General features: G+C 70.5%; 23 protein-coding genes and 2 pseudogenes. 15 read left to right on the top strand and 10 right to left on the bottom strand.

Going from position 1 to position 25,917, the window contains the following annotated elements; genetic code table 11:
- Positions 1–76 precede the first annotated feature (76 nt).
- Complete coding sequence (locus AB0O76_RS11825; protein WP_365488268.1) at positions 77–2,617, top strand: polysaccharide lyase family 8 super-sandwich domain-containing protein; 2,541 nt, start codon at positions 77–79, stop codon at positions 2,615–2,617.
- On the opposite strand, the gene AB0O76_RS11820 is transcribed toward AB0O76_RS11825, so the two are convergent.
- Together AB0O76_RS11820 and AB0O76_RS11815 are read right to left on the bottom strand one after the other, a co-directional pair.
- Entirely contained in the window at positions 2,614–2,814 is a 201-nt protein-coding gene (locus tag AB0O76_RS11820; protein WP_365488265.1) for a ferredoxin, read from the bottom strand. The genes AB0O76_RS11825 and AB0O76_RS11820 overlap by 4 nt on opposite strands.
- Positions 2,815–2,866: 52 nt before the next feature.
- Positions 2,867–4,054, bottom strand: a complete 1,188-nt coding sequence (locus tag AB0O76_RS11815) for a cytochrome P450 (protein WP_365488262.1) — start codon at positions 4,052–4,054, stop codon at positions 2,867–2,869.
- Between the two features lie 315 nt (positions 4,055–4,369).
- On the opposite strand from AB0O76_RS11815, the gene AB0O76_RS11810 reads away from it, so the two are divergent.
- Together AB0O76_RS11810 and AB0O76_RS11805 are read left to right on the top strand one after the other, a co-directional pair.
- Positions 4,370–5,236: a radical SAM protein gene (locus tag AB0O76_RS11810; RefSeq protein WP_365488259.1), complete on the top strand. Its 867-nt coding sequence runs from the start codon at positions 4,370–4,372 to the stop codon at positions 5,234–5,236.
- 23 nt (positions 5,237–5,259) lie between these two features.
- A complete protein-coding gene (locus AB0O76_RS11805; protein WP_365488256.1) occupies positions 5,260–5,670 on the top strand; it encodes an NUDIX domain-containing protein in 411 nt (136 codons plus the stop codon).
- Here AB0O76_RS11805 and AB0O76_RS11800 read toward each other — a convergent pair.
- The 3 genes from AB0O76_RS11800 to AB0O76_RS11790 form a co-directional block, all read right to left on the bottom strand.
- Positions 5,642–7,369 (bottom strand): hypothetical protein, encoded by a 1,728-nt coding sequence (locus tag AB0O76_RS11800; protein WP_365488253.1) that lies wholly within the window; start codon positions 7,367–7,369, stop codon positions 5,642–5,644. The two genes, AB0O76_RS11805 and AB0O76_RS11800, sit on opposite strands and share 29 nt — an antisense overlap.
- Before the next feature lie 43 nt (positions 7,370–7,412).
- A complete protein-coding gene (locus AB0O76_RS11795) occupies positions 7,413–8,171 on the bottom strand; it encodes a serine protease (protein ID WP_365488251.1) in 759 nt (252 codons plus the stop codon).
- 132 nt (positions 8,172–8,303) lie between these two features.
- Positions 8,304–8,846 carry a hypothetical protein gene (locus AB0O76_RS11790; RefSeq protein ID WP_365488248.1) on the bottom strand — a complete coding sequence of 181 codons (543 nt, stop codon included), beginning with the start codon at positions 8,844–8,846 and terminating at the stop codon, positions 8,304–8,306.
- An 88-nt stretch (positions 8,847–8,934) separates the two neighbouring features.
- Here AB0O76_RS11790 and AB0O76_RS11785 point away from each other — a divergent pair, with 88 nt between their 5' ends.
- Entirely contained in the window at positions 8,935–9,825 is an 891-nt protein-coding gene (locus AB0O76_RS11785; protein WP_365488245.1) for a dienelactone hydrolase family protein, read from the top strand.
- On the opposite strand, the gene AB0O76_RS11780 is transcribed toward AB0O76_RS11785, so the two are convergent.
- Positions 9,752–10,765, bottom strand: coding sequence for an AraC family transcriptional regulator (locus AB0O76_RS11780; protein WP_365488242.1), 1,014 nt, complete (start codon positions 10,763–10,765; stop codon positions 9,752–9,754). The two genes, AB0O76_RS11785 and AB0O76_RS11780, sit on opposite strands and share 74 nt — an antisense overlap.
- 70 nt (positions 10,766–10,835) lie before the next feature.
- On the opposite strand from AB0O76_RS11780, the gene AB0O76_RS11775 reads away from it, so the two are divergent.
- Positions 10,836–12,425, top strand: coding sequence for an NAD(P)/FAD-dependent oxidoreductase (locus tag AB0O76_RS11775; protein WP_365488239.1), 1,590 nt, complete (start codon positions 10,836–10,838; stop codon positions 12,423–12,425).
- 33 nt (positions 12,426–12,458) lie between these two features.
- On the opposite strand, the gene AB0O76_RS11770 is transcribed toward AB0O76_RS11775, so the two are convergent.
- Positions 12,459–13,124, bottom strand: a complete 666-nt coding sequence (locus AB0O76_RS11770) for a GntR family transcriptional regulator (protein WP_365488236.1) — start codon at positions 13,122–13,124, stop codon at positions 12,459–12,461.
- A gap of 124 nt (positions 13,125–13,248) precedes the next feature.
- Here AB0O76_RS11770 and glyA point away from each other — a divergent pair, with 124 nt between their 5' ends.
- From glyA to AB0O76_RS11735, 7 genes are all read left to right on the top strand, one after another.
- Positions 13,249–14,574 (top strand): serine hydroxymethyltransferase, encoded by a 1,326-nt coding sequence (gene glyA, locus AB0O76_RS11765; protein WP_365488925.1) that lies wholly within the window; start codon positions 13,249–13,251, stop codon positions 14,572–14,574.
- Positions 14,571–15,791, top strand: a complete 1,221-nt coding sequence (locus AB0O76_RS11760; RefSeq protein ID WP_365488233.1) for a sarcosine oxidase subunit beta family protein — start codon at positions 14,571–14,573, stop codon at positions 15,789–15,791. The genes glyA and AB0O76_RS11760 overlap by 4 nt, the downstream gene beginning before the upstream one ends.
- Before the next feature lie 12 nt (positions 15,792–15,803).
- On the top strand, positions 15,804–16,106 hold the full coding sequence (locus AB0O76_RS11755) for a sarcosine oxidase subunit delta (protein WP_365488231.1): 303 nt from the start codon (positions 15,804–15,806) through the stop codon (positions 16,104–16,106).
- The gene (locus AB0O76_RS11750) at positions 16,103–19,009 is read left to right on the top strand and encodes a sarcosine oxidase subunit alpha family protein (RefSeq protein ID WP_365488228.1); all 2,907 of its coding nucleotides are present in this window, start codon (positions 16,103–16,105) and stop codon (positions 19,007–19,009) included. The genes AB0O76_RS11755 and AB0O76_RS11750 overlap by 4 nt, the downstream gene beginning before the upstream one ends.
- The gene (locus AB0O76_RS11745) at positions 19,002–19,640 is read left to right on the top strand and encodes a sarcosine oxidase subunit gamma family protein (protein WP_365488225.1); all 639 of its coding nucleotides are present in this window, start codon (positions 19,002–19,004) and stop codon (positions 19,638–19,640) included. The genes AB0O76_RS11750 and AB0O76_RS11745 overlap by 8 nt, the downstream gene beginning before the upstream one ends.
- 386 nt (positions 19,641–20,026) lie before the next feature.
- Positions 20,027–21,124, top strand: a complete 1,098-nt coding sequence (gene rsgA / locus AB0O76_RS11740; protein ID WP_365488223.1) for a ribosome small subunit-dependent GTPase A — start codon at positions 20,027–20,029, stop codon at positions 21,122–21,124.
- A gap of 73 nt (positions 21,125–21,197) precedes the next feature.
- A complete protein-coding gene (locus AB0O76_RS11735) occupies positions 21,198–22,607 on the top strand; it encodes an AlkA N-terminal domain-containing protein (RefSeq protein ID WP_365488219.1) in 1,410 nt (469 codons plus the stop codon).
- 49 nt (positions 22,608–22,656) lie between these two features.
- On the opposite strand, the gene AB0O76_RS11730 is transcribed toward AB0O76_RS11735, so the two are convergent.
- Positions 22,657–23,025, bottom strand: a complete 369-nt coding sequence (locus AB0O76_RS11730; RefSeq protein ID WP_365488216.1) for a PPOX class F420-dependent oxidoreductase — start codon at positions 23,023–23,025, stop codon at positions 22,657–22,659.
- Between the two features lie 164 nt (positions 23,026–23,189).
- On the opposite strand from AB0O76_RS11730, the pseudogene AB0O76_RS11725 reads away from it, so the two are divergent.
- Positions 23,190–23,683 (top strand): annotated as a pseudogene (locus AB0O76_RS11725) (transposase); the annotation flags it as partial.
- A 54-nt stretch (positions 23,684–23,737) separates the two neighbouring features.
- Here the strand turns inward: AB0O76_RS11725 and AB0O76_RS11720 are convergent.
- Positions 23,738–24,220, bottom strand: a complete 483-nt coding sequence (locus tag AB0O76_RS11720) for a DUF456 domain-containing protein (protein WP_365488213.1) — start codon at positions 24,218–24,220, stop codon at positions 23,738–23,740.
- 67 nt (positions 24,221–24,287) lie between these two features.
- A complete protein-coding gene (locus AB0O76_RS11715; protein ID WP_360766648.1) occupies positions 24,288–25,271 on the bottom strand; it encodes a helix-turn-helix transcriptional regulator in 984 nt (327 codons plus the stop codon).
- Between the two features lie 142 nt (positions 25,272–25,413).
- On the opposite strand from AB0O76_RS11715, the gene AB0O76_RS11710 reads away from it, so the two are divergent.
- Together AB0O76_RS11710 and AB0O76_RS11705 are read left to right on the top strand one after the other, a co-directional pair.
- On the top strand, positions 25,414–25,572 hold the full coding sequence (locus tag AB0O76_RS11710) for a hypothetical protein (RefSeq protein WP_365488209.1): 159 nt from the start codon (positions 25,414–25,416) through the stop codon (positions 25,570–25,572).
- Positions 25,573–25,674: pseudogene (locus AB0O76_RS11705) on the top strand (S8 family serine peptidase); the annotation flags it as partial.
- Positions 25,675–25,917: the final 243 nt, after the last annotated feature.

Below are 25,917 nucleotides of genomic sequence, written 5' to 3'. Positions count from 1 at the left end.
CGTAACGCCAGATCGCCAGATCGCCGGAATGCCGAACGCCATAACGTCAGATCGCCATCAATCGGCGGAGGTCGCCATGGAGATCACCCGCAGACGTCTGCTGTCCGCCCTGTCGGCCGCCGGTCTCCTGGCGGTGATTCCCGCCTGGCCGGCCGGGGCCGCGGCCGCCGACAGCGCCCGGCTCATCGCCAACACCGTCGCGGTCTTCGCGGGGACCGAGGAGTCCAATGCCCGCCCCGAGACGGCCGCCAAGCTCGCCGCCGTGGACAAGACCGCGCGGACGCATCTGAAGTCGATGGACGACGCCGCCGATGGTGAGCTGTTCGCCGGTCTCGTGCTCGGCACCGACGAGGCCAACCTCAATACGGCCTTCAAGCGGCTGTACGAGATCGCCCTCGCCACCCGCGCCCCGGGCACCCCTTCCGACCTCTACGGGAATTCGGCCGTGCAGCGCCGCGTGATCGACGGACTCGGCTGGCTCCACGAGCGCTACTACGGCGACCAGGCCAAGGGCTACTACGGCAACTGGTTCCACTGGGAGATCGGCATCTCCCAGCACGTCAGCAAGACCCTCGCGCTCCTCCTCGACGAGGTGCGGACCTACAAGCCCGGCCTCGTCGCCACGTACATCGCCTCGATGGACGCCTATCTGCGCAACGGCATCGACGGGGACGTGAACCTCGACTCGCGCTTCCACACCGGCGCCAACCTCGCCGACATCACCACCAACCGCATCCTGCAGGGCGCGCTGCTGGCCGACGGCGGGGAGGCCCGCATCCGCAAGGCGCTCACCGACCAGCTGACGGTCTTCGTCACCATCGACCCGTACCACCTGAACCACGGGGTCACGGACGGCTACTACGCCGACGGCTCCTTCATCCAGCACGCCTCCGTCGCGTACACCGGCTCGTACGGAAAAGGCCTGCTCACCCGGGTCGTACAGACGCTCAAGATCCTCGAAGGCACGGGTTTCGCGCACGGAGAGGAGCTGGTGCCGACCGTCCGGAAGTGGGTGCGCGACGGCTTCGCGCCGCTCATCTTCGAGGGCTGGATGATGGAGATCGTCAAGGGGCGCGCGGTATCGCGTCCTGACGGCGGCTACACGGACGTCGCGGTCGTCGTCGAGGCCGTCGTCGACCTCTCCTCACTCTCCACCGGCGCGGACGCCACCGTCCTGAAGAGCTACATCAAGCACATCCGGGCGACCTCGCGCACCGCCCTCAACCCCACCGGCTTCGTCTCCCCGGTCAGCATCGTCCGCTACGCCGACATCATCGGCGACGCCTCGGTGCCGACCGCCGACCTCAACCCCGCATCGCGCAGCGTCGCCTTCAACGCCATGGACAAGACCGTGCACCGCAGGCCGGGGTACGCCTTCGCGCTGGCGCGCAGCTCCGACCGGATCAGCAAGTACGAGTACATGAGCGGCGAGAACCTCATGCCGTGGTTCCAGGGCGACGGCGCGTACTACCTCTACCTCTCCGGGCAGGACCAGACGCAGGCGTACGGCGTCGACTACTACACCACCGTCTCGCCCTACGGCCTCGCGGGCGTCACCGCACCCGTCGAGCAGCGCCGCACCGTCCCCGAGCTGTACGGGAAGCCGTACTACGACAACCCCGGCCACCCACTGAACTTCACCTCTTCCTCCGAGTCGCAGAACAAGTACGTCTACTTCCCGCGCGGCACCAACGGGCACTCCGGCGGCGCCGTGCTCGGCGCGTACGGGGCGGTGGGGATGGTGCAGTCGAGCGATGTTGCTTTTGACGACCGGGAGTTGCTGCCCGAGGACTTCGTCGTCCACCGCAACGCGACGGCGACGAAGTCGTGGTTCCTGCTCGACGAGGAGATCGTGGTGCTCGCCGCCGGGGTCGGCGACGGCGCGGGACGGGCCGTGACGACGACGGTCGACGCGCGCACCGCGGCGCCGGACGACCAGGTGTCCGTCACGGGGATGCTGCGCGACGGCCGCCCCTGGACCGGCGCGGGCACGGCCGACCTCTCCTGGCTGCGGTACGCCAACGCCACCCGGCACACCGCCGTCGGCTACGTCTTCCTGGACACCCCGAAGGTACGGGTCGCCCTCGACAAGGTCACCCGCAGCCGCCGGGTCGTCCGCACCGCGAACCCGGACACCCAGGTGACGCGCACCGTCCTCGGCGTGACGGTGGACGGGGCGGCGGGGGCCGAACCGGCATGCCTGGCCTATGCGTTGGTGCCGAACGCGGCCGAGCCTGCGCTGCGGTCGTACGGCTCCGCGCGGCCGCTGAAGGTCCTCGTGAACACGGTGCGGCTGCAGGCCGTCACCCACACGGGCCTCGGCCTGACGGCGGCGAACAGCTTCACGGCCGGGCGCCACGAGGCCGCCGGGGTACGGATCGACGGCCCCGCGTCGGTGCTTGTGCGGCGCACCGGGCGCGGCGACGAGACCACGGTCGCCGTGTCCGACCCGACCATGGACCGGGACACGGTGAGCGTCCTGCTCCGCGGCCGCTCGCTGCGGGAGGTCACGGCCGACGACGGCGTACGCGTGAGCCGGGTGCACGGCGGAACCCGCATCGACGTGGCAACCCGGCACGCATACGGCCGCAGCTTCACGGTGAGGCTGCGCGGCTAGGAGTCGTCGGCGGTGATGGCCCCCACCGGGCACGCCCGGACCGCCTCGTGCACCAGGGGGTCGCCGCCGCCGTCCTCGCGGCCGGGCAGGACCTCGCTCAAGCCGTCGTCGTCCTGGGTGAAGACGCTGGGGGCGGTGAGCGCGCACATGCCCGCACCGACGCACCGCTCCTTGTCCACGTGGACCTGCACGCTCATCTCCCGTCGAGTGAAAGGTAGTTGGTTGCCGGGTGGTGTTGCGGTCTTGCGGTCACCACGTTACGGGTAGTTCGAACATCCCCTGGATGGTGTCGCCCGGCTTGAAGGGAATTTCCGCCGGGGGCACTGCGAGACGCAGGTCCGGCATGCGCTCGATGAGGCCGCGCAGGGCGATCTCCAGCTCGGCGCGGGCCAGGTTCTGGCCCAGACACTGGTGCACGCCGAAGCCGAAGGCGAGGTGATGGCGGCTCGCACGGTGGAAGTCCAGCTCGTCCGGGGTGTCGTAGGCCGCGGTGTCACGGTTGATGAGGGAGGTGGAGAAGACGACGCCGTCGTCGGCGCGGATGGTGCTGCCCGCGACGTCGATGTCCTCCTTCGCCACCCGCAGCATCCCTTCCGCGATGGACAGGAAGCGCAGCAGTTCCTCGACGGCGGCCGGCATCAGCGCCTGCTCGGCGCGGAGTTCGGCGAGCCGCTCCGGGTGCTGGAGCAGCGTGAACATACCGAGGGAGATCATGTTCGCCGTGGTCTCGTGCCCCGCGACGAGCAGGATCCTCGCGAGGCTGAGCAGCTCGTCGCGATCCAGGGCGCCCGCTGTCAGCTGCCGCTGGATCAGCTCGTCGAGCAGACCGTCGCCCGGTGCGCGCCGCTTGCGGTCGATCAACGCGTTGAAATACGCGTCGAGTTCGTCCCTGGCCCGCTCTACGTCATCGGCGCCCGGGCCGCGCAGCAGCCGCCGGGACCGCTCCTCGAAGAAGTCGTGGTCCTCGTAGGGCACCCCGAGCAGGGCGCAGATCACCATGGACGGCACCGGCAGCGCGAACGCGCCGACCAGCTCGGCCGGCGGCCCCTGTTCGGCCATGGCGTCCAGAAGCCGGTCGACGATCTCCTGGATCCGGGGCCGCAGCGCGGCGACGCGCTTGACCGAGAAGCTGGGGATCAGCATGCGGCGCTGGGCGTTGTGCACGGGGTCGTCGACGCCGAGCAGGGCGACGGCGCGGTCGCGGACCTGGGCGAAGCGTTCGGTCGGCGAGGGGAAGGCCTCGTTCTCGCGGTCGCTGGAGAGCCGTGGATCGGCGAGCAGCTCGCGGGCGGTGCGCTGCCCGGTGACGGCCCACACGGAACGCCCGTCGAAGAAGGTGACCCGGGAGAGCGGCCGCTCCTCGCGAAGCGGTTCGTAGGCCTCGGGCGGGTGGTAGGGGCAGGTGCGGTCCTGAGGGAAGGCGATGGAGTCCGTCATGGATGTACCTCGCAAGCGGAGAGGCTCCCTTTTCCGGATCCCATTAGATGCCTGAGGCATCTACTTCGTACACCGCAAGACAGGCCAGATGGGAGCGGTTTCGGCGGCCGGGGATGGCCGGAATCGCCCCCTCCGCTCAACTCTCCCGCGTCCGCCCCCTGGTGCACGCAGAGGCGTACGGGTGCGTCACGGGGGCGTGCGGTCCGGGGGAGGGCTTGATGGGCGCGCGCGGCGGGCAGGCGTTCGTCAGTTCGTCCGCGACCCGTCAGGTGGAAGGACGCATTTCCCCAGCCCTGGAATCGCTACAGTCCCTCCATGCAAATCCCCGCCTTCGTCGATATGCGACCCATTGGGCGATGCAATCTCAGTTGTCCCTTCTGCTTTGGTCCGCGGCATGAAATCCCCTCCATGTCCCGGGGCAACGCGCTCAAGGTCGCGGCCGCGCTGAAGGACGGAGGCGTGCGCGGCGTCGTCATCTCCGGGGGTGAACCGACCTTGCTCTCCTATCTCGACGAGCTCGCCGCGGTGCTGCGCGAACCCGACGCGGACGGCGGCTCCCCGAAGGTCGTCCTGAGCACCAACGGCCTCGCCCCGCTGCGGACGATGGAGCGGGTGCTGCCCAGCCTCTCCTGGATCGCGCTGCCCCTGGAGTCCGCCGACGCGGACGAACACCGGGCGCTGCGTACGGGCGTCGCGCCGCACCGGGAGCGGATGCTCGCCCTGCTCGGTGAGGTGCGCAGGCATCACCGGCATGTCCAGGTGAAGCTCGGCACGGTCGTGACCAGGCTGAACGTAGCGGGGGCGCCCGGCGTCCTGGATCTGATCGAGGACTCCTGTCTGCCCGATGTGTGGAAGGTGTATCAAATGTCCGAGACCAATTACGGTGCGGACAACCGGGACCGGCTCTCCCTCGGCGACGCGGAGTTCGAGGACGTGGTCCACCGGTGCGAGGACGCCGCCCGCGAGCGCGGCGTACCCCTGCGCGTCTATCGCAACCGCACCCGTACCGGCAGCTACTTCTTCATCGACCCCGACTGTGAGGTCGTCGTCATCGACGAGGGCGGCGAGCGGCGGATGGGCAACTTCTTCGACCGGATCGCGGAGGGCCCCGACGAGCTGCCCGCTCCGGTCGAGGGATCCAGGAACATCGAGAATTTCACCGGCACTTACCCGGACGCATGAGCCGGACGCATGAGAGGGCCGCCATGACGACACAGGTACGCGTAGGGGTCCAGGCGATCGTCCGGGCGGGCGGCCGCGTGCTGCTCGGGCTGCGGGCCAATACCTTCGGCCACGGCACCTGGGGGCTGCCCGGTGGCCATCTCGAAGTGGGCGAGTCGCTGGCCGGCGCCGCCTGCCGGGAGCTGGAGGAGGAGACGGGGCTGCGCGCGATCGGCACCCGCGTCGCCTGCGTCACCGATCCCGACCCGGCGGCCAATCACCACATGCAGATCGGCGTGGAGATCCTGGACTTCGCCGGTGAGCCGCGGGTCAGGGAGCCCGAGCGGTGTCTGCGCTGGGAGTTCTGGCACCTGGACGCGCTGCCGGACGCGCTGTTCGTGGGCTCCACGGGGGTGCTGCGCAGCGTCAGGGACGGCGCTCTCCATCTTCCCTGACGGTGAGCCGGGCCCCCGGTTTGCGCTGCCGGTCGTCGGACTGCGCGCGCACGGCGTCGCGCAACGCCGTCTTGTGCTCCTCCTCGCTCGCCTCGAACTGGTCGAGGGTGCTCGCCAATTCCCATTGGATCTCGAACTCGGCCTTGCTGTCGGCGTAGTACCTGCTGTCCTTGTGGAACTCCATCTCGAACACATTGAGCTTGCGCCGGGTCCTGTGCTCCGGATTGGACGTGATGTAAGGCTCGAAGAACCCCATGTCCGTCGTGAGGAGCGTCGACCCGGGGATGTCCATGTGCGCGAACCGCAGCTCGACCCGGTCGCGGTAGGTCTTGCGCAGTGTGCGGTAGGAGTCGACCACGGGAAGGAAGGTCTTGATGTAGTAGTCGCTCGCCGCGACGATGTCCACGATGTTGTGGGAGTTGGGCCGCTCCGCCGTCGCGTCGTGCTTGGTGAAGACGGCGAGGGAGTTCCAGGGGCTGACGATGATGGCGTAGAAATAGCTGCCCCGCCGCAGGGCGTCGATGACGTGGTCGTGGAAGCGCCGCAGGTCGGGCAGGAAGAAGGACGCGCCCGCGTGGGCGACCAGCCTGATCACATTGTTCTCCCGCCGCAGCGCCCTGCTCTTGGCCTGGTTGCGGGACTCGTTCTCCTGTGGGGTGTAGGTGTGCTCGATGCGGTAGTCGAGTTCACCGGGCGGCGTCGCGGCGACCCGCAGGTCCGCGAGCGCGGTGCGCAGCGCGCGGGCCTGCGAGTGGTCCCGGCCCAGCGTCTGAGACGCCCTTGAGGAGGCCGCTTCGAGGAGCGCCACCGCCTGCTGGCGGCGCGGCGCGCTCAGTTCCGCGCCGTCGGCTGCGTCGAACTCGGCGGCGGCCAGGGCCGCTTGGGCGATCAGTGTCTGCTGGTGATCGGTGCCGAGGAGCGCCGATGCGCGTAAGTGCGCGATCTCCAGTTCGCCGAGCTCCGCCTCGCTCCGCGCGTCGTCCTGCACCGCCCTGGCCGCCTGGAACCGCGCCGCCGCGAGCGCCGACCTGGCCGCGATGGCCTTGGGGTGGTCCTCGTCCTTGAAGCTGGTGAACCGGTCCACGGAGTCGGCGAACGCCCCTAGTGTGCGCGCGAGTTCGGCCGTGTCACGCTGGATCGACGCCACCTCGACGCGCACCCAGTCGGCGGTGAGCCGCGCCTCCGGGTCGCCGCCCCAGTACATCCCCAGTACGGCGACCGCCTTCTGCGCCCAGACCTTGGCGTCCCCCAGATGCCCGGCGCGCAGGCTCACGGCACTCAAGTTGGCGAGTATCCGGGCGAGTTCGGGGGCGGCCGTGCGCTGCGCCCTGTTGAGGGCGCAGTTGAGGACAAGACGGGCCCGGTCGAGATCGTCGTGTTCCGCGAGGAGCGAGCCGAGTTCGTTCCAGGTGTCGGCCGTGAACTCCTCGCGGTCCGCCTCGGCGAGCTCCATATGGCGCAGCGTCACATTGGCGACGGCGAGGGAGAGTTCCCGCATGCCCAGGGCGAGGAGCAGCTGGGCGAGGTGGATGTGCTTGACCGCGGCGGTCCGGCGGGGCGCGTAGGGCGCTTCGGGATGGCTGAGGCGTTCCACATAGCCCGCGAGCGTGCACTCGATGTCGGGCCAGGGCGTCTCGTGCGTCAGAAGGGCGTCCTCCGCCGCCGATATCGCCTCGCTGAGATTCACATTCGTCGTCATGTCCCCTCCAGGTGACGGGCGTTCGCCACGCCTGCCGGGCCCGTCACGGCCGGTGGTGCCAGCGCAGGTTCACATAGCCGTTCACGCCGGCCCTCTCCAGTTCGGCCGGCACCGTGCGGTCCTTCCGGGCCAGCGCTTCCGCCTGCGGGTCCTGGACGACCGTGTAGATGTCGTCCGGGCCCGGTGGTGTCTGCTGTGCGCGCGACAGGCGGAACTTGAACAGATCGAATCTCCGCACCGCCTCCTCGATCGTGCCGGCGAAGAGCGTGTCCGCCGGGGCGTCCGTGGTGGCGGGCCGTGCGACGAGCAGACCGAGAACGACCGGCGGACGGTCGGGCTCCGCCCGGTCGATGGGACTGCCGGAGTATTTGCGGATGTCGCACGAGCCGTCGTGCCGCAGCCGGTGGGCGTTGACGGCCTGGTCACGTGTGCTCTGGTAGATGACGGATACGTGGGCGACGGTTCCCCGCAGCCCGACGCCGTTTCCCGGCGGTCGGTGCGTGGCCGCCCAGGGGTCGTGCCGCCGTGCGGTGCCGAAAAGGACGCCGGGCAGCGCGAAGCCTTCGCCCTTCCGGAAGACGATCCGCACAAGGGCCATGTCGGAGAGGAGATCGAATTCCTTCACCTCGCCCTCGAGCCGCCTTCCGCCGGGCAGCCGGAGCATCACCGGCCGCTTTCCCTTCTCCTCGTCATCGCCGAGGCAGTGCGCTGCGGTGAGCGCGAAGTATTTGGTGAGACGGACGCCGGAGCCGATGCGACGGTTGCTCCGGAAGATCTGGACCAGGTGCTTGTGATGCGTCATGGGTTCGTCCCCCCGTCCGATCCCAGGAACGTCTGGCGCCATTGCGTCGGGAATATGCAATGGTAGCGACGACTGGTTCCCGGCAGGGAGCGACCGGACAAGAATCCTTTCCCGGAACCGACTTGGGAAGAATCATGATCCGGTCCGGAAAGGACGCCACTTCCACACCACCCCGCGCTCCTTTCTCTCCCCGTGCACCTCCTTGCGCAGGACGCGCAGGAATTGACGGTCGACGTCCTCCGATTCCTTTACGCGCTCGGTGAATTCCCGCCACCGCGGGTCCGTCCGGCTCACCCGTGGATTGGTCCCTTCCTGGTTGTCCCATTCCTGCCATGCCTCGATCCATGCGCGCATCGCCTGGAACGTGGCCCAGTGCGCGTCAAGGACCGTGCTGCTGGCGTAGATCTCAAGCCGGGCCGCAAGGACATGCGCATCGGCCACCGCCGCCCGGGTGCCGTCCGGCCACTTCCCCTCCACGGACAGCTCCGCGCGCAGGTCGCCGAGCCGGTGGACGGCGATCATGGCTTCTTCGTAGACCGCCATGCACCGGGTCCAGACACGGTTCTCGCGCTCCCGTCGGTTCGTCGCGTGCTGGGTGAGCCACGCGCCGGAGAAGGAGGCGACAGCGCCCAGGCTCATGCCGATGATCGCCGCTGTGGCCGGATTGAGTGTCACTCCGTCATCATGGCCGCCGGAAGCGGGCCCGGGCAGCCGTCGCACGGCAACATCCCCTGGCCGGACCAGAGTTGGAAGGCGGTACCGCATGGCCGACCATGACCTCACGGGATTCACCCGGGGTCTCTTCACACACGAGGGCATCACCCGCAGGGTGCTGCGGCGCGGGGAAGGGCCCGCCGTCATCGTGATGGCGGAGATTCCCGGCATCACGCCCAAGGTCCTGGAGTTCGCCGAGAAGGTGGCCGCCATCGGCTGCACGGCGGTGCTCCCCGTGCTGTTCGGCAAGCCCGGGTTCGACCCCGACCCCAAGGCCCATGGGCAGCTGAAGGCAGGGCTCTACGCGGCGTCGACCGCCCTGAAGGTCTGTGTGAGCCGGGAGTTCACCCTGCTCGCCACCGGCCGCAGCTCACGCGTCGTCACCTGGCTGCGCGCCCTCGCCGCGCACGAGCACGAGCGGTGCGGCGGCCCCGGGGTCGGCGCCGTCGGCATGTGCCTCACCGGCGGCTTCGCCCTGGCGATGGCCACCGATGAACGGCTGCTCGCCCCGGTCCTCTCACAGCCCTCCCTCCCGCTCGCCGTCAACTCCCGCCGCGCGTGCGGCATCGACATCTCCGCCGATGAACTCGCCGTGGTCAAGGGCCGCTGCGAGCGGGACGGGCTCCGGGTGCTCGGGATGCGCTTCCGCGGCGACCGGCTGGTTCCGGGCGACCGTTTCGCCTTCCTGCGCGAGCAGCTCGGCGACGCGTTCACCGCCGTCGAACTCGACGACAGCGACGCCAACCCCGATGCCGTCCTGCCGCCGCACTCCGTCCTGACCGAGCACCTCATCGACGAGCCGGGCCAGCCGACACGGGCCGCGCTCGACGAGGTCCTCGACCTCTTCCGTACGCGACTGCTCGCCCTCAAACCCCCGCCACGTCCCCTCGCCGCACCGCCCGAGGCGTCGCCCCCCACCAGCGGCGGCAGCAACGGTTGAGGGCCGACTGTTCGGAGAGGCCGAGGAGCAGGGCGACCTGGCCCAGGGGCAGATCGGTCGTGGTGAGGTAGCGGCGGGCGGCGCCGCGGCGTTCCGTGTCGATGATCCCGGCGAACGTCGTGCCCGCGTCGCGCAGCCGCCGCTGCAGCGTCCGGGGGTGGACCTTGAGGAGGCGGGCGACGGCGTCGATCTCGGGCGGCGCCGTGCCCAGCGAGCGCGCCACGACGGCGCGGACACTGCCGACCACGTCCGTGCGCTCCCTCAGCGACTGCTCGTCGAGATAGGCGAGCGCGAGGCGGCGCAGCTCGGCGTTGGAGCCGCCGAGCGACCGGTTGGCCAGGCTCAGCGGAACACGGAGCAGCGCCGCCGGGCGGTCCCCCTTCACGGGTACGCCGAAGAAATCCTCGTACGTGGAGAGGGGGGCCAGCAGGGGGTGCGGCAGCTCTACGGAGCCGAGCCCGTAAGGGTGGCCGACCAGATAGCCGATCGCGCGGTGCATGAAGCCGAGGGAGAGGTCGATGCCCTGGGGCGGCGCCTCCATGCCGTCCCGCACGCCGTACCGCAGCGCGGCCACCCCGGGAGTGCCGTACGGATCGGGCTCCAGGCTGAGGCTCAGCGAGCGGGCGTGCACGAAGAGGTAGCGCGTGGTGCACTCCAGGGCGTCCCCGAGCGTCGCGGAGTTCTGGATGGCGAGCGCGAGGGCGCCGAGCATGCCCAGGTCCTGCCGGGCCGCGATCCGCAGGCCGAGATCCGGGCAGCCGAGATCGGCGGCGGCCAGCTCAAGTACCGTGGCCATCGCCTCTTCGGGGACGAGCAGATCGTCCGTGTCGAGCGCGGCGGTCGGGCAGCCCGCCTGCCGGGCGTAGGCCTCGGCGTCACCGCCCAGCTCCGCCACCGTGGCACGGAAGCCGCGCAGCCCCGCCGATCTGATCACGGACATGTCGTACAGGGTCAAAGATCTGTCGTCCCGGGTCAATTCCTGGCGGGTGTGCTTCCGGACACTGAGGACCATGACGCAAACCGCAGACTCCAGCTCCCCAGGCTCAGGCACCGCAGGCTCAGGCACCTCAGGCTCCGGGGCCCCGGCCGAGCACATCGACGTCGTCATCGTGGGCGCGGGTCTCTCCGGTGTCGGCGCCGCCTACCGGCTGCAGACCGAGTGCCCGGAGCGCTCGTACGCGATCATCGAGGCGCGGCAGTCCATGGGCGGGACGTGGGACCTGTTCCGCTATCCGGGCGTGCGCTCGGACTCCGACATGTTCACGCTCGGCTATGCCTTCAAGCCCTGGCGCGACTCGAAGGTGCTCGCCGACGGCGGTTCCATCCTGAGCTATATCAAGGAGACCGCGGCGGAGTTCGGCATCGACCGCCGGATCCGTTACGGCACCAAGGTCGTCGCCGCCGACTGGTCGAGCGAGACGGCACGCTGGACGGTGACGCTGGAGCGCACGGACGCGGACGGAAACCGCACGCAGACCACCGTCACCTGCGACTTCCTGTACTCCTGCGCGGGCTACTACAACTACGACCAGGGGCATACCCCCGAGTTCGAGGGCGTCGACTCGTTCTCCGGCACGGTCGTACACCCGCAGTTCTGGCCCGATGACCTCGACCACACGGACAAGCGGGTCGTGGTCATCGGCAGCGGCGCCACCGCCGTCACACTGGTGCCGGCGATGGCGGAGAGCGCCGCGCACGTCACCATGCTGCAGCGCTCCCCGACCTGGATCGGCTCGCTGCCCTCGCGGGACAGGGTGGCCGACGGCATCCGCGCCGTACTGCCCGAGGGCGCGGCCCACCGGGTCGTACGGACGAAGAACATCCTCTTCGCCATCGGCCTCTACCAGTTCTGCCGGCGCAGCCCGAAGGCGGCACGACGCGTGCTCACCGGCCTCAACAAGCGCATCGTCAAGGACGACCGCCTTGTCGCCGACCATCTGACCCCGGCGTACGACCCGTGGGACCAGCGGCTGTGCGCGGTGCCCGACGCCGATCTGTTCAAGGCGCTCAAGAAGGGCGCGGCCGAAATCGTCACCGACCACATCGACCGCTTCGTGCCCGAGGGCATCCGCCTCAAGTCCGGCCGCGTCCTGGAGGCCGATGTCGTCGTGACCGCCACCGGACTCCAACTGCTCGCGTTCGGCGGCATCTCACCCAGCGTCGACGGCCAACCGGTCGAGCTGAAGCGGCAGTTCGTATGGCGCGGCGCGATGCTGACCGGCGTACCCAACTTCGCGGTGTGCATCGGCTACACCAACGCCTCCTGGACGCTGCGCGCCGACCTCACGTCCCGCCTGGTGTGCAAGGTCCTCAACCACATGCGGGAGAACGACTACGCGGCGGTGGAGCCGACGCCGACGGGCGCGCTGAACGAACGCCCGCTGCTCGACCTGGCCTCCGGATACGTCCAGCGGTCGATCGACGCGTTCCCCAGGCAGGGCGACAAGAGCCCCTGGAAGGTCCGGCAGAACTACGTGCTCGACGTGGCGTCGACGCTGCGGACGAACCTCAGTAGGACGCTGGCGCCCACACCGGCGGCAGCCGTGCGCCGGGCGCGGGCGGCGGCGGCCGAGCGGCCTCGGGAGGAGGCCGCTCGGTGACCGGCGGCGACTCGGACAGGAACGGCCTTTGCCTCAGATCGCCTCGCGAATCGCCCGCTCGAAGCCCTCGACATGGCTGCGGGTGAGCCGCGCCGCCTCCTCGGGGTCGCCGTCCACGATCGCCTTCAGCAACGGGCCGTGCTCCACGATGTGCCCCGTCATGCCGGGCAGCCGGTCGATGAACAGGCACCAGATGCGGGTCGCCAGGTTGTCGTGGCGGACGAGGGTGTCTTCCAGGTACGGGTTGTGCGTGGCGGCGTAGATCGCGCGGTGGACCTGGAGGTCGAGGCGCATCAGCTCGTCCGGGTCGTGGGGGCGTGAGTCCACGCCGTCCAGCTCTCGCTGGAGTGCCGTCAGGGTCGCCCGGTCCGCGGCCGTGGCGCGCCGCGCGGCCTGGGCGGCGGCCAAGGGTTCGAGTTCCTGGCGGACCTCTGAGATGTGGGCCAGGTCGGTGATGTTGACGTCGGTGGCGAAGGTGCCGCGCCGGGGGTACGTCGTGATCAGCCGCTCGTACTGGAGCCGCTTGAGCGCCTCGCGCACAGGGGTCCGCCCGACGCCGAGGGACTGTGCAAGCTGGTCCTCGTTGATCGGCGCCCCCGGGCGGATCTCGAGCATGACCAGCCAGTCGCGGATGGCGCGGTAGGCGCGTTCGGCAAGGGACAGCTCCTCGCCTCTGGGCGCGGTGTCCAGCTGCTGCATGAAACCCCCTAGCTAAATGCCCCCTTGACCTGTCCCGCGAGCTCCCATACCTTACCGCACAGGCTGATATATCAGTTGTCCATTAGCTGGCTCTCAGGATGGTGCACAGATGGCAGCGAACCCGATGGCAACGAACCCGTCGACCACCACAGTCGCCTCATCCCTCGCCCACCCGCTGACCGCCATCGACCCGGACGTCGCCGCCGCCGTCGAGGCCGAACTGCGCCGTCAGCAGTCGACCCTCGAAATGATCGCCTCGGAGAACTTCGCCCCGGCGGCCGTCATGGAGGCCCAGGGCTCCGTACTGACCAACAAGTACGCCGAGGGCTATCCCGGTCGCCGCTACTACGGCGGGTGTGAACACGTAGACGTCATCGAGCAGTTGGCCATCGACCGGGTGAAGGAACTGTTCGGCGCCGAGGCCGCGAACGTGCAGCCCCACTCGGGCGCCCAGGCCAACGCGGCAGCGATGTTCGCGCTGCTGCAGCCCGGCGACACGATCCTCGGCCTCGACCTGGCGCACGGCGGGCACCTCACCCACGGCATGCGCATCAACTACTCCGGCAGGCTCTACAACGTGGTCCCCTACCACGTCCGCGCGTCCGACCTGCGGATCGACATGGACGAGGTGGCGGAGCTCGCCCGCGAGCACCGGCCGAAGCTGATCGTCGCCGGGTGGTCGGCCTACTCCCGCCGACTCGACTTCGCCGCGTTCCGGCGCATCGCCGACGAGGTCGGCGCGTACTTGATGGTCGACATGGCGCACTTCGCCGGGCTCGTCGCGGCCGGACTGCACCCAAGTCCCGTGCCGTACGCCGACGTTGTCACGACCACCACGCACAAGACCCTCGGCGGCCCGCGCGGCGGAGTGATCCTCAGCAGGGCCGACCTGGCCAAGAAGATCAACTCCGCGGTCTTTCCAGGCCAGCAGGGCGGACCCCTGGAACACGTCATCGCGGCGAAGGCGGTGGCCTTCAAGGTGGCGGCGGGGGAGGAGTTCAAGGAGCGCCAGCGGCGCACACTGGACGGCGCCCGCATCCTCGCCGGACGGCTCCTCGCCGACGATGTGGCCGAGGCCGGGATCACGGTCCTGACCGGCGGCACCGAGGTCCATCTGATCCTCGTCGACCTGCGGAACTCCGCGCTCGACGGACAGCAGGCCGAGGACCGCCTGCACCGCATCGGCATCACCGTCAACCGCAACGCGGTGCCCTTCGACCCGCGCCCCCCGATGGTCTCGTCGGGCCTGCGGATCGGCACCCCGGCCCTGGCCACCCGCGGCTTCGGCGAGACGGAATTCCGCGAGGTCGCCGACGTCATCGCCGAGGCGCTGAAGGACGAGAAGTTCGGCGACGAGCGCGCGGGCCTGCTGCGCGACCGGGTCGAGAAGCTCGCGGGCGCGTTCCCCCTCTATCCCCACCTGCCCCACCGGAACGGAGACGCGGCATGAGCACCGAGCCGCTGCCGGAGCACCCCGACTTCCTCTGGCGCAACCCCGAGCCCCGCTCTTCGTACGACGTCATCATCGTCGGCGCGGGCGGCCACGGCCTGGCCACCGCCTACTACCTCGCCGAGAACCACGGCATCACCAACGTCGCCGTACTGGAGAAGGGCTGGCTGGCCGGCGGCAACATGGCCCGCAACACGACGATCATCCGCTCCAATTACCTCTGGGACGAGAGCGCGGCGATCTACGAGCACGCGCTGAAACTGTGGGAGCGGCTCCCCGAAGAGCTCGACTACGACTTCCTGTTCAGCCAGCGCGGCGTGCTCAACCTCGCGCACACGCTCCAGGACGTACGCGAGGGCGTGCGCCGCGCCAACGCCAACCGCCTCAACGGTGTCGACGCCGAGTGGCTCGACCCGGACGAGGTCGCCAAGGTCTGCCCCATCCTCAACGTCTCGCCCCACACCCGCTATCCGGTGCTCGGCGGCACCTTCCAGCCGCGGGCCGGTATCGCCAAGCACGACCACGTCGCCTGGGCGCTCGCCCGCCGGGCCGACGAGATGGGCGTGGATCTGATCCAGGGCTGCGAGGTCACCGGTTTCCTCAAGGACGGCGACCGGGTCGTCGGAGTCGAGACCAATCGCGGGCGCATCCACGCCGGGCGGGTCGGGCTCGCGGCCGCCGGGCACAGCAGCGTGCTCGCCGAACGGGCGGGCGTGCGGCTGCCGGTGCAGTCCCATCCGCTGCAGGCCCTGGTCTCCGAACTCCACGAGCCGGTCCACCCCACCGTCGTCATGTCGAACCACGTGCACGTGTACGTCTCCCAGGCGCACAAGGGCGAACTGGTGATGGGCGCGGGCGTCGACACGTACAACGGCTACGGGCAGCGCGGCTCCTTCCATGTGATCGAGCATCAAATGGCAGCCGCCGTCGAGCTGTTCCCCGTCTTCGCCCGCGCGCACGTGCTGCGCACCTGGGGCGGCATCGTCGACGTCACCCCCGACGCATCGCCGATCATCGGCGCCACGCCCGTCGAGAACCTCTACGTCAACTGCGGCTGGGGCACCGGCGGTTTCAAGGCCACTCCGGCCGCGGGCTTGACCTTCGCCCACACCATCGCCACCGGCGAACCGCACCCTCTCAACGCCCCCTTCGGCCTCGAACGCTTCACCACGGGCGCACTGATCGACGAGCACGGCGCCGCCGCCGTGGCCCACTGAGAGGAGGATCCGATGCTGCTGATCACCTGTCCGTGGTGCGGTCCGCGCGACGAGACCGAGTACCACTACGGGGGACAGGCCCACGTCCCCTACCCGGAGAACACCGCGGATCTCGACGACCGGCAGTGGGCCGAGTACGTCTTCTACCGCGACAACCCCAAGGGTCCCTTCGCCGAACGCTGGATGCACGCCCACGGCTGCCGCCGCTGGTTCAACGCCCTGCGCGACACGGCCACTTACGAGGTACTCGCCACCTACCGGCTCGACGAGCCGCGTCCCGACCTCGCCGCACCGGCCGCCGGAGGAGAGCGATGACCGAACAGCAGCACTTCCGGCTCGGGCACGGCGGCCGCGTCGACCGCGGCACCGTCCTGCGCTTCACCGTCGACGGACGGGAGTTGACCGGCCACCCCGGGGACACCCTCGCATCCGCGATGCTGGCCAACGGCATCGTCGAGGCCGCCCCTTCGCTCTACCGCGGCCGCCCGCGCGGCATCGTCTCCGCAGGAGTCGAAGAGCCCAACGCCCTTGTGCAGGTGGCGGGTTCATGTTCGGAGGGCATGCTGCCTGCGACGGCCGTGGAACTGTACGACGGCCTGTCCGCCACCACGCTGTCCGGGATGGGGCGGCTCGACCCGACGCCCGACCCCGCCGTCTACGACAAGAAGTACGTGCACACCGACGTCCTGGTCGTCGGCGCGGGACCGGCAGGACTCGCGGCGGCCGCCGCTGCCGCCGAGTCCGGCGCCCGCGTGATCCTCGTCGACGAAAAGCCCGAGCCCGGCGGCTCCCTGCTCTCCGGACGCACCGAGACGGTCGCCGCACAGCCCGCCATCGACTGGGTCGCCGACGCCCGCGCGGCACTCGAAGCCGCCCCCGAGGCCGTCGTCCTGCCGCGCACCACCGCGTTCGGCAGCTACGACGACAACTACGTACTCGCCCTGCAACGCCGCACCGACCACCTCGGCGCCGACGCCCCCGAACCGTCCGAAGGCATCTCGCGCCAACGGCTGTGGCACATACGGGCACGCCAGGTGGTCCTTGCCACCGGCGCGCACGAGCGCCCGCTCGTCTTCGCGGGCAACGACCGCCCCGGAGTGATGCTCGCCGCGGCCGTGCGCTCCTACCTCAACCGCTTTGCCGTGGCCCCTGGTTCGCGGGCCGTGGTGAGCACGACCAACGACAGCGCCTACGACACGGTCGCCGACCTGTACGCCGCCGGGATCGACATCGCCGCGGTGGTGGACGCGCGCCCCACCCTCTCCCGCCGTGCCTCCGAGGTCGCCGCCGCTACGGGTGTGCGGGTGCTGAAGGGCAGCACCGTGGTCGACACCACGGGAGAGGCGCGCGTCACCGGCGTCACCGTCCAGGCACTCGACGACAGGGGTCAACTCACCGGCGCCCCCGAGTCGTTCGACTGCGACCTGCTCGCCGTGTCGGGTGGCTGGAGTCCGGTGGTGCACCTGCACAGCCAGCGCCAGGGCCGCCTGCGCTGGGACGAGGACCTGGTCGCCTTCGTTCCCGACGGCAGCGTACGGAACCAGCACGTCGTGGGTGCGGCCCGGGGGACGTACGACCTCGACAGGGGTCTGGCCGAAGGGCGGCGGGCCGGTGCGCTGGCCGCGACGGACGCCGGATTCCCCGTCCCTGTGCCGGCGGCCCCGTACGACTCCGAGGAAGCCCGCCCCGGCACCCGCGCCCTGTGGCTGGTCCCCGCGCCCGATTCCGGTTCCGACCCCGCCACCTGGGACACCCACTTCGTGGACCTCCAGCGCGATGTCACCGTCTCCGACGTGTGGCGGTCAACCGGCGCCGGAATGCGCGGAGTCGAGCACGTCAAGCGCTACACCTCGCTCGGCACGGCCAACGACCAGGGCAAGACGTCCGGCGTCAACGCGATCGGTGTGATCGCCGAGGCGCTCGGCGCGGGCGCGTCCCCCGGCGAGATCGGCACCACCGCCTACCGGGCGCCGTACACACCGATCGCCTTCGCCGCCCTCGCCGGGCGTGAGCGCGGCGAGCTGTTCGACCCCGAGCGCACGACGTCCATCCACCCCTGGCACGTGGCCCACGGGGCGCTGTTCGAGGATGTCGGGCAGTGGAAGCGGCCGTGGTACTACCCGGGGGCGGGAGAGGACATGGACGCGGCGGTGGCCCGCGAGTGCCGTGCGGCCCGCGAAGGGGTGGCGTTCATGGACGCCTCCACGCTCGGCAAGATCGAGATCTGGGGCGCGGACGCGGGCGAGTTCCTCAACCGCGTCTACACCAACGCCTTCAAGAAGCTCAAGCCCGGCATGGCCCGTTACGGCGTCATGTGCAAGCCCGACGGGATGATCTTCGATGACGGTGTGACGCTGCGCCTCGAAGAGGGCCGCTACTTCATGACGACCACCACGGGCGGCGCCGCGGGGGTCCTCGACTGGCTGGAGGAGTGGCTGCAGACCGAGTGGCCCGAACTCGACGTCCACTGCACCTCGGTGACCGAGCAGTGGTCGACGATCGCCGTCGTCGGACCCCGGTCGCGCGAGGTCGTCGCCCAACTCGCCCCCGACATCGACATGTCGAACGAGGCCTTCCCGTTCATGGCCTTCCGCGAGACCACCCTCGCCTCCGGCATCCCGGCCCGCGTCTGCCGGATCTCCTTCTCCGGTGAACTCGCCTACGAGATCAACGTATCCGCGTGGTACGGCCTGGACGTCTGGGAGGAGGTGGACGCGATCGGACGGCCGTACGACATCACGCCGTACGGCACCGAGACGATGCACGTCCTGCGCGCCGAGAAGGGCTTCATCATCGTCGGCCAGGACACCGACGGCACCGTAACCCCGCAGGACGCGGGCATGGAGTGGGTGGTCTCCCAGCGCAAGGACTTCATCGGAAACCGGTCCTACACGCGCGCGGACACCGCCCGCACCGACCGCAAGCAACTGGTCGGTCTGCTGCCGAGCGACCGCACCACCCGCCTGCCCGAAGGCACCCAACTCGTCGCCCCCGACGTGCCTTTCACCCTCGATGCCGGGCCGGTGCCGATGCTCGGCCACGTCACATCCAGCTACCACAGCCCGGCCCTGGGCCGCCCCTTCGCGCTCGCCCTCGTAGCCGACGGACGGGCAAGGATCGGCGAGACCCTCCTCGCCCCGGTGGGCGACGACCTGGTGCCCGTCCTGGTGGCCGACTCCGTGCTGTACGACCCCGAAGGGACCAAGCGAGATGGCTGAGCCGACCGAGGCAGCCCCAGGACCGACGCTCCTGCGCCGCAGCCCGCTGGCACACCTGGACGAGCGGATGCGCGCCGCCACGGTCACCGGCGCCCGCGGCGTGGCGCTGACCGAGTGGCCGTTCATCACGATGCTGAACCTTCGCGTGGACCCCGCATCCGAAGCGGCCGCCCGCATCGAGCAGACCCTGGGGACGCCGCTTCCCCGGCAGTGCGGGCACACCACCGCGGCCGGCGCCCATACGGTCGCGTGGCTCGGCCCCGACGAGTGGCTCGTGTTCTCCCAGGCCGAAAGCAATGTCACGTACGCCGAGTTGAGGGAGGCGCTCGACGGGGACCCCGGCTCTGTGGTGGACGTATCGGCGAACCGCACCACCCTGGAGCTGACAGGCCCGGCCGCCCGCCAGGTCCTCGAAAAGGGCTGCCCGCTCGACCTGCACCCCCGTTCCTTCGGCCCCGGCCGGGCGGTGTCCACCACGGTGGGCCCCATCCCCGTACTCCTCTGGCAGGTCGACGGCCAGGCCGATGGCGCACCGACCTACCGGCTGCTCCCGCGGGCCTCCTTCGCCGACTACCTCGCGCGCTGGCTCATCGACGCGATGAGCGAGTACCGCGCACCGGAGATCCCCTGATGGCACCGAGCCCCTCGCTATGTGCAGGTGCTCTCCGACGAACTGTGCCGCAAGCTCGCGGGCCGGGTGATCAACATCCACCACTCTTCGGCCGCGACGCGGAGTCGGCGGCCCTCGCCGCGTAAATGGCTGGCGCCCCGCACGGAAGCCCGCCTATCGTTGGGGCCGTTCCGAAGGGGCCGTTCTGAGCGGCCTCCTTTCGCCGTATGTACCAGGAGGTGTGACCGATGGCTGTCGTTGAGATGGGCGCTGCCCGCATCGAGAAGTCCGTTCATTCCACCTCCGTGGTCACCGGCTGACCTTCCTCTTCACCTTCGCGTGCCAGCGTGCGCGTGCGCCGGGGCCACCCCTGTGAAGGGTCCCCCTTGTCTTCTCTCGCTGCATCCATGCAGGCTTCTTCCTCGTCTTCGCACCCTCTCGCGCCCTACGGCTGGGACGAGAACTGGGAAGCCGAGTTCACCCCGTACGCGGCGCAGGGCTTGCTGCCCGGCCGTGTCGTACGCGTCGACCGCGGTCAGTGCGACGTGGTCACGGCGGACGGAACCGTCCGCGCCGACACCGAGTTCGTCGTCCCGCGCGACCCGATGAAGGTCGTGTGCACCGGCGACTGGGCGGCCGTCGACCCCGAGGGCGGCGACCCGCGCTACGTGCGTACGCTCCTTCCGCGCCGCACCGCCTTCGTGCGCTCCACCTCCTCCAAGCGGTCCGAGGGGCAGATCCTCGCGGCCAACGTGGACCACGCGATCATCGCGGTCTCGCTCGCCGTCGAGCTCGACCTCGGCCGGATCGAACGGTTCCTGGCCCTGGCCTGGGAATCGGGTGCCCAACCGGTGGTCGTCCTCTCCAAGGCCGACCTGGTGCCGGACGCCACCGGCCTGTCCTATCTCGTCGAGGACGTGGAGACGACGGCCCCCGGCGTCCAGGTACTCCCCGTCAGCGCCACCACCGGCGAAGGCGTCGAGATCCTCGCGGCCGTCGTCTCCGGTGGTACGTCCGTGCTGCTCGGCCAGTCCGGAGCGGGCAAGTCGACGCTGGCCAACGCGCTGGTCGGCGAGGACGTCATGGACGTCAACGCCGCCCGTGACGTGGACGGCAAGGGCCGCCACACCACCACGACCCGCAACCTCCTCGTGCTGCCCGGCGGCGGAGTCCTCATCGACACACCGGGCCTGCGCGGCGTGGGCCTGTACGACGCCGGTACGGGTGTCGGCCAGGTCTTCTCCGAGATCGAGGACCTGGCGCGGGACTGCCGCTTCCACGACTGCGCGCACACCGCAGAACCCGGCTGCGCGGTGCTCGCCGCCCTGGAGGACGGCACGCTGCCGGAGCGCCGCCTCGACAGCTACCGCAAGCTGATCCGCGAGAACCAGCGGATCGTCGCCAAGACGGACGCACGGCTCCGTGCGGACATGCGCCGCGTGTGGAAGATGCGGGGCGCGGAGGGACGGGCGGCGATGGAGGCCAAGCGGGGGCGGATCCGATAGCGCGGGCCGGGCGGTGTGGGGCTCTGTCCTGAGCCTCGCACCGCCCCGCCCAGGTCCCGTCCCGGGCAACGTGATGTCCGATTCCCGCCAGCCGGGTCGCCGGGGAGGCCGCACACTGGATGACGTGATCGATACCGATGAAGAGACCAGGTACGAGGCGGTACGCAGCCGCGACGGCCGCTTCGACGGTGAGTTCTTCTTCGCCGTCGAGACCACCGGCATCTACTGCCGGCCCAGCTGCCCCGCCGTCACCCCCAAGCGGCAGAACGTCCGCTACTACACCACGGCCGCCGCTGCCCAGGGCTCCGGCTTCCGGGCCTGCCGCCGCTGCCGCCCGGACGCCGTGCCCGGGTCCGCCGAGTGGAACGTACGCGCGGATGTCGTCGGCCGTGCCATGCGCATGATCGCTGACGGTGTCGTGGACCGCGAGGGCGTCTCCGGTCTCGCCGTACGGCTCGGCTACAGCGCCCGGCAGGTGCAGCGGCAGCTCACCGCCGAGCTCGGCGCGGGACCTGTCGCCCTCGCCCGGGCCCAACGGGCGCACACCGCACGGGTGTTGCTGCAGACCACGGGGCTGCTGATCACGGAGATCGCGTTCGCCGCGGGGTTCGCCAGCGTGCGGCAGTTCAACGACACCATCCGGGCGGTGTACGCGATGACGCCGACCGCGCTGCGGGACGCGGCGCCGCGGGGCGGGGCCGCGGGGCGGGCGACTCCGGCCGCGGGTGTTCCGCTGCGGCTTGCCTACCGGGGCGCGTACCAGGCAGGCGCCGTCTTCGACCTGCTCGCGGGTGAGGCGGTCGACGGGCTGGAGCAGGTCACCGGAGAGCCGGGCGGGCGGACCTATCGGCGTACGCTGCGGCTGCCGTACGGGACGGGGATCGCGGCGGTCGAGGAGCGCGACCACGGGGTCGGCGGCTGGCTCGACACCCGGCTGCACCTGACCGACCTGCGGGATCTCACCACGGCGGTGCAGCGGCTGCGCCGGCTCTTCGACCTGGACGCGGATCCGTACGCCGTTGACGAGCGCCTCGGCTCCGACCCGCGCCTGGCCCCGCTGGTCGCCGCCCGCCCCGGTCTTCGCTCGCCCGGTGCGGCGGACCCCGATGAGCTTGCGGTGCGGGCGCTTGCGGGGTGCGCGGGGGCCTCGGAGCTTGTGCAGCGGTACGGCAAGGCGCTGGACGCTCCGTGCGGCGCGCTGACCCACGTCTTCCCCGAGCCGGGGGCGCTGGCCGGGGAGCCAGGGGCCTTGGGGGCGCTGGCCGCCGCCCTCGCCGATGGGCGGGTCCGGCTGGACGCCGGGGCGGATCGGGATGACGCGGAGGCGTCGCTGCGGGCCCTGCCGGGGGTGGATGCGGGGACCGTGGCGGTCATCAGGATGCGGGCCCTTGGCGATCCGGACGTGGCGCTGCCGGGGGAGGCGGTGCCGGATGCGTGGAGGCCGTGGCGGTCTTACGGCGGGTGGCATCTGCGGGTGGCGTGATGGTGCGCGGCTCCGCCGCCGGACGACGCCCCCGCTGAGGCCCCCCTACCTACCCTTCCAGCCCCCAGCTGTGAATCCGCCGAGGATGGATGCGGATCAGTTCCTCGCTGAGGTGAGGGCCCAAATCGTGCGGCCCCGTGAGGAGTTCCGCATCGCCACGGATGTCGACGCCCCGCACCTTCCACGGCCGCACACTCACAATGTCGTCCACGACCAGCGACACCTTCGGATTGCCCCGCAGATTGCGCCACTTCTTCGTCGTCCCCAGCGCATACCCACCCACCAGAATCGTCCCGTCGTCCTGCGGAAAGAACCCCACGGGATTCGCCTGCGGCTGCCCCGACGCATCGACGGTCGCCATCCGCCCGAGCCGCTGCGACTTGAGGTACGCCTGCTCGGCCTCGCTGAATTCGGTCATGCCGCGAGCCTCGCACGCGTACCCCTTCGACGCATCGGCTCCTGGTCCTAGGACGCCCGGTCTAGGCCCCGGACAGGCCCCAGCGCGGCGCCTGTTCGTTCGGCTCGACCGGAGCGATCCGTAGGTCAGGCCAGTCGCCCTTCGCGGTGATCAGCGCCGACTACGTGGCCTTTACCGCCTCGCTGGAGCAGCTGGCCACACTTGCGGCGTGCCGGAGGGGCGAGTCGGATCTGGTGTGCCGGGACGCCATGTGGTTCCTGATGGCGACCTGCGAAGTCCCCGAAGCGCCCTTGAACGCCGACCCGGTGGACCTCCTCGGCGTCGATCTGGGCATTGTGAACATCGCCACCACGTCGGACGGCGAGATCAAGAACACCCCGTCCGCCAGACCTCGCGCCAAGAAGCGTAGGCGCAAGGAGGCACGGCGGGCCAAGGACATCAACCACAACGGGTACGGCTTCGAAAGCCCCAACGGGCCACCCTGCACTCCTGGGCGTTTCACCAGCTCGGGCAGTTCATCGCGTACAAGGCCCGTAAGGCCGGAGTGCCGGTGGTGCACGTCGATCCGGCGTACACCTCGCGCACCTGTGCCGAATGCGGGCACATCGACCAAGCGAACCGGGCCAGTCAGGCTCGCTTCGTCTGCAGGTCCTGCGGGGCCATTCGGCTACTTGGCCCGGGTTGCCCAGGCTGCCCCGGCTACCCCGGCTGCTCAGCCCCAGATCACCGCCCCCAGCCACGCCCCCGCGATCAGCAGGCACGCGAAGAACTCCGTCAGGACGCTCCAGCCGCCCGCCCGCATGGCCGTCCGCGTCGCCGTCACCGCCTCGCCGTGCCCGCCCAGGCGCAGCCGCTCCCCTAGGTAGATCCCGGCGATGAACCCCGGTATCGCTCCGATCACCGGCAGCACGCAGAACCCGATGAGCGCCCCGGAGCCCGCGTACACGGCCGTACGGCGCGTCGCCCCGCTCTGCCGGAAGCGGCGTGGTGGCAGCTGCCAGCGGATGCCCTGGGCGAGCAGGAGGACGACGGTCGCGCCGACCAGGACCCACCAGGCGACCGGGGCCGTGTCCTTCAGGGCCCACCACAGGACCGCGGCCCACACCAGCCACGGCCCCGGAACACCGGGCACAAGCACTCCGCACAGGCCGAGCAGCAGCACCACCGCGACCAGCAGGAGTTCCCACACTCCCATCTGCCAAGCGTGCAGGAAACGGGGCAAACCCGCAGGTCGCGAGAGCCCCACCCGCTGACCGGACGCGTCAGCGTGCGACCCAGCCCCGCTCGTACGCGTGCCAGCCCAGCTGGAGGCGCGTCGTCACGCCCGTCAGCTCCATCAGGCGCTTGACCCGCCGCTGCACCGTCCGCAGGCCCAGATCGAGCTGCTTGGCCACGCTCGCGTCGGTCAGGCCGGCGAGCAGCAGGGAGAGGATCTCCAGATCCGCTCCGTCGGGTCCTTCCGGGGCGTCCTCGGTGACCGCGTGGCCACCCTCGCCGAGCCGCAGCGGCAGCGCGTCCCGCCACACCGCCTCGAAGAGCCCCGTCAGGGATTCGAGCAGGCCGCTCGCGTGCACCACGAGCGCGGCCGGTTCCGCCGTGCGCGAGGTCAGCGGCACCATCGCGAGCGAGCCGTCGGCGATCACCAGCTTCGTCGGGACGCGGTCCACGACGCGCACCTGTTCGTTGCGGCCGATCGCCGTCGACAGTTCGAGCAGGCCGGTGGGGAGGGCGAGGACCGAGCGCTCGACCACCACGCGGTAGGCGACGCCGCGGCCCGCCGCCTGCTCCTCCGCGTCGTTCTCCATGCCGGAGACCACGACCGGGTTGCCGGTCACCAGGGCGCACACCTCGTCGCTCGCGCCGAGCTGCAGTTGGAGGAAGCGCTGCGCGACGGCGCCCGCGCCGGTAACTACCTCGACCAGGTCGTGCACCGCGGGCTCGGCGGCCTGCGCCCGGTACTCCTCGGCGAGCAGCGTCGCCGCAAGCTCCGCCTTCTCCAGCTCGTGCCGCTGCTGCGTCAGGAGCGCGCCGAGCGCGACGGCGGGCGGGGCCGCCACCCACCGGCCCGCCTTGCCGGATGCCTGGGCCGCCAGGCCGTGCCGTTCAAGGCGGCGCAGCGCGTGCACCGTTTCCGGCTCGCCCAGCGTGAGCCGCCGCGCGAGATCGGGCACGTCGGCGGCCCCCACCGCCACCAGCGCGCGGTACGCCGACTCATGTGTCTCGTCCAGACCTATCGCAGCGAGCATGCGGCGACGTCCCTCCCCAAGGATCTGTTCCGACGGCTCCGTGGCGGAGAACGGCCACGGCGTAAACCCGCCCCAGGACATCATCCCCGTACCAGCCACCTCTCTGCCAAGGTGCCGCCACCGCAGCACCAACCCTGCGGTCATGCATGCCCGTCAACCCACCGGTGACCGGATCCTGGTGACGAGCGTGACGTCGGGCGGCAAGGACCTGTACGTCTGCCCCGAGGGCGCGGTCCACGCGAAGCTCTGGCTCGACGCCAAGGTCGACCTCAAGGGCCGCATCGGCGCGACGGAGAACTAAGTTCTCAACGACAGTGGTTCGGGCGCCACTTCATGGATCATCGCGGGCATGCAGTGGGCCGTCGACGAGAAAGCCGACGTCGTCTCGATGAGCCTCGGCAACCCGGCGAAGACCGGATGAGGACTCGGCGTACGAACTCACCCTGGAAACCCGGAAGATCGGGTCGAAGGTCTGGGCGCGGTCCACCGAGACGATCACTCTCACGGCCACCGGGCACGCCGGCCACAAGCCCGGACGTCGGCAAACAGGTCTGGCTGAAGACCGAGTTGACAGACACGAACAACAGTTCCGTCACGCAGACCGTGGCTCGCGCCTACGACGTGCGTTAGTCACACAGACGCCGCC

Origin of the sequence: Streptomyces sp. NPDC086554 (assembly GCF_040686095.1) — a bacterium.
GTDB lineage: Bacteria > Actinomycetota > Actinomycetes > Streptomycetales > Streptomycetaceae > Streptomyces.
Note: the sequence above shows the minus strand (reverse complement) of the source record. Positions and strands in the feature narration are given on the sequence as shown.

Excerpts from the sequence above, each read along its gene's own strand:
- AB0O76_RS11825 (WP_365488268.1), top strand. The coding sequence starts at position 77 with ATGGAGATCACCCGCAGACGTCTGCTGTCCGCCCTGTCGGCCGCCGGT.
- AB0O76_RS11820 (WP_365488265.1), bottom strand. The coding sequence starts at position 2,814 with ATGAGCGTGCAGGTCCACGTGGACAAGGAGCGGTGCGTCGGTGCGGGC.
- AB0O76_RS11815 (WP_365488262.1), bottom strand. The coding sequence starts at position 4,054 with ATGACGGACTCCATCGCCTTCCCTCAGGACCGCACCTGCCCCTACCAC.
- AB0O76_RS11810 (WP_365488259.1), top strand. The coding sequence starts at position 4,370 with ATGCAAATCCCCGCCTTCGTCGATATGCGACCCATTGGGCGATGCAAT.
- AB0O76_RS11805 (WP_365488256.1), top strand. The coding sequence starts at position 5,260 with ATGACGACACAGGTACGCGTAGGGGTCCAGGCGATCGTCCGGGCGGGC.
- AB0O76_RS11800 (WP_365488253.1), bottom strand. The coding sequence starts at position 7,369 with ATGACGACGAATGTGAATCTCAGCGAGGCGATATCGGCGGCGGAGGAC.
- AB0O76_RS11795 (WP_365488251.1), bottom strand. The coding sequence starts at position 8,171 with ATGACGCATCACAAGCACCTGGTCCAGATCTTCCGGAGCAACCGTCGC.
- AB0O76_RS11785 (WP_365488245.1), top strand. The coding sequence starts at position 8,935 with ATGGCCGACCATGACCTCACGGGATTCACCCGGGGTCTCTTCACACAC.
- AB0O76_RS11780 (WP_365488242.1), bottom strand. The coding sequence starts at position 10,765 with ATGTCCGTGATCAGATCGGCGGGGCTGCGCGGCTTCCGTGCCACGGTG.
- AB0O76_RS11775 (WP_365488239.1), top strand. The coding sequence starts at position 10,836 with ATGACGCAAACCGCAGACTCCAGCTCCCCAGGCTCAGGCACCGCAGGC.
- AB0O76_RS11770 (WP_365488236.1), bottom strand. The coding sequence starts at position 13,124 with ATGCAGCAGCTGGACACCGCGCCCAGAGGCGAGGAGCTGTCCCTTGCC.
- glyA (WP_365488925.1), top strand. The coding sequence starts at position 13,249 with ATGGCAACGAACCCGTCGACCACCACAGTCGCCTCATCCCTCGCCCAC.
- AB0O76_RS11760 (WP_365488233.1), top strand. The coding sequence starts at position 14,571 with ATGAGCACCGAGCCGCTGCCGGAGCACCCCGACTTCCTCTGGCGCAAC.
- AB0O76_RS11755 (WP_365488231.1), top strand. The coding sequence starts at position 15,804 with ATGCTGCTGATCACCTGTCCGTGGTGCGGTCCGCGCGACGAGACCGAG.
- AB0O76_RS11750 (WP_365488228.1), top strand. The coding sequence starts at position 16,103 with ATGACCGAACAGCAGCACTTCCGGCTCGGGCACGGCGGCCGCGTCGAC.
- AB0O76_RS11745 (WP_365488225.1), top strand. The coding sequence starts at position 19,002 with ATGGCTGAGCCGACCGAGGCAGCCCCAGGACCGACGCTCCTGCGCCGC.
- rsgA (WP_365488223.1), top strand. The coding sequence starts at position 20,027 with ATGCAGGCTTCTTCCTCGTCTTCGCACCCTCTCGCGCCCTACGGCTGG.
- AB0O76_RS11735 (WP_365488219.1), top strand. The coding sequence starts at position 21,198 with ATGTCCGATTCCCGCCAGCCGGGTCGCCGGGGAGGCCGCACACTGGAT.
- AB0O76_RS11730 (WP_365488216.1), bottom strand. The coding sequence starts at position 23,025 with ATGACCGAATTCAGCGAGGCCGAGCAGGCGTACCTCAAGTCGCAGCGG.
- AB0O76_RS11720 (WP_365488213.1), bottom strand. The coding sequence starts at position 24,220 with ATGGGAGTGTGGGAACTCCTGCTGGTCGCGGTGGTGCTGCTGCTCGGC.
- AB0O76_RS11715 (WP_360766648.1), bottom strand. The coding sequence starts at position 25,271 with ATGCTCGCTGCGATAGGTCTGGACGAGACACATGAGTCGGCGTACCGC.
- AB0O76_RS11710 (WP_365488209.1), top strand. The coding sequence starts at position 25,414 with ATGCATGCCCGTCAACCCACCGGTGACCGGATCCTGGTGACGAGCGTG.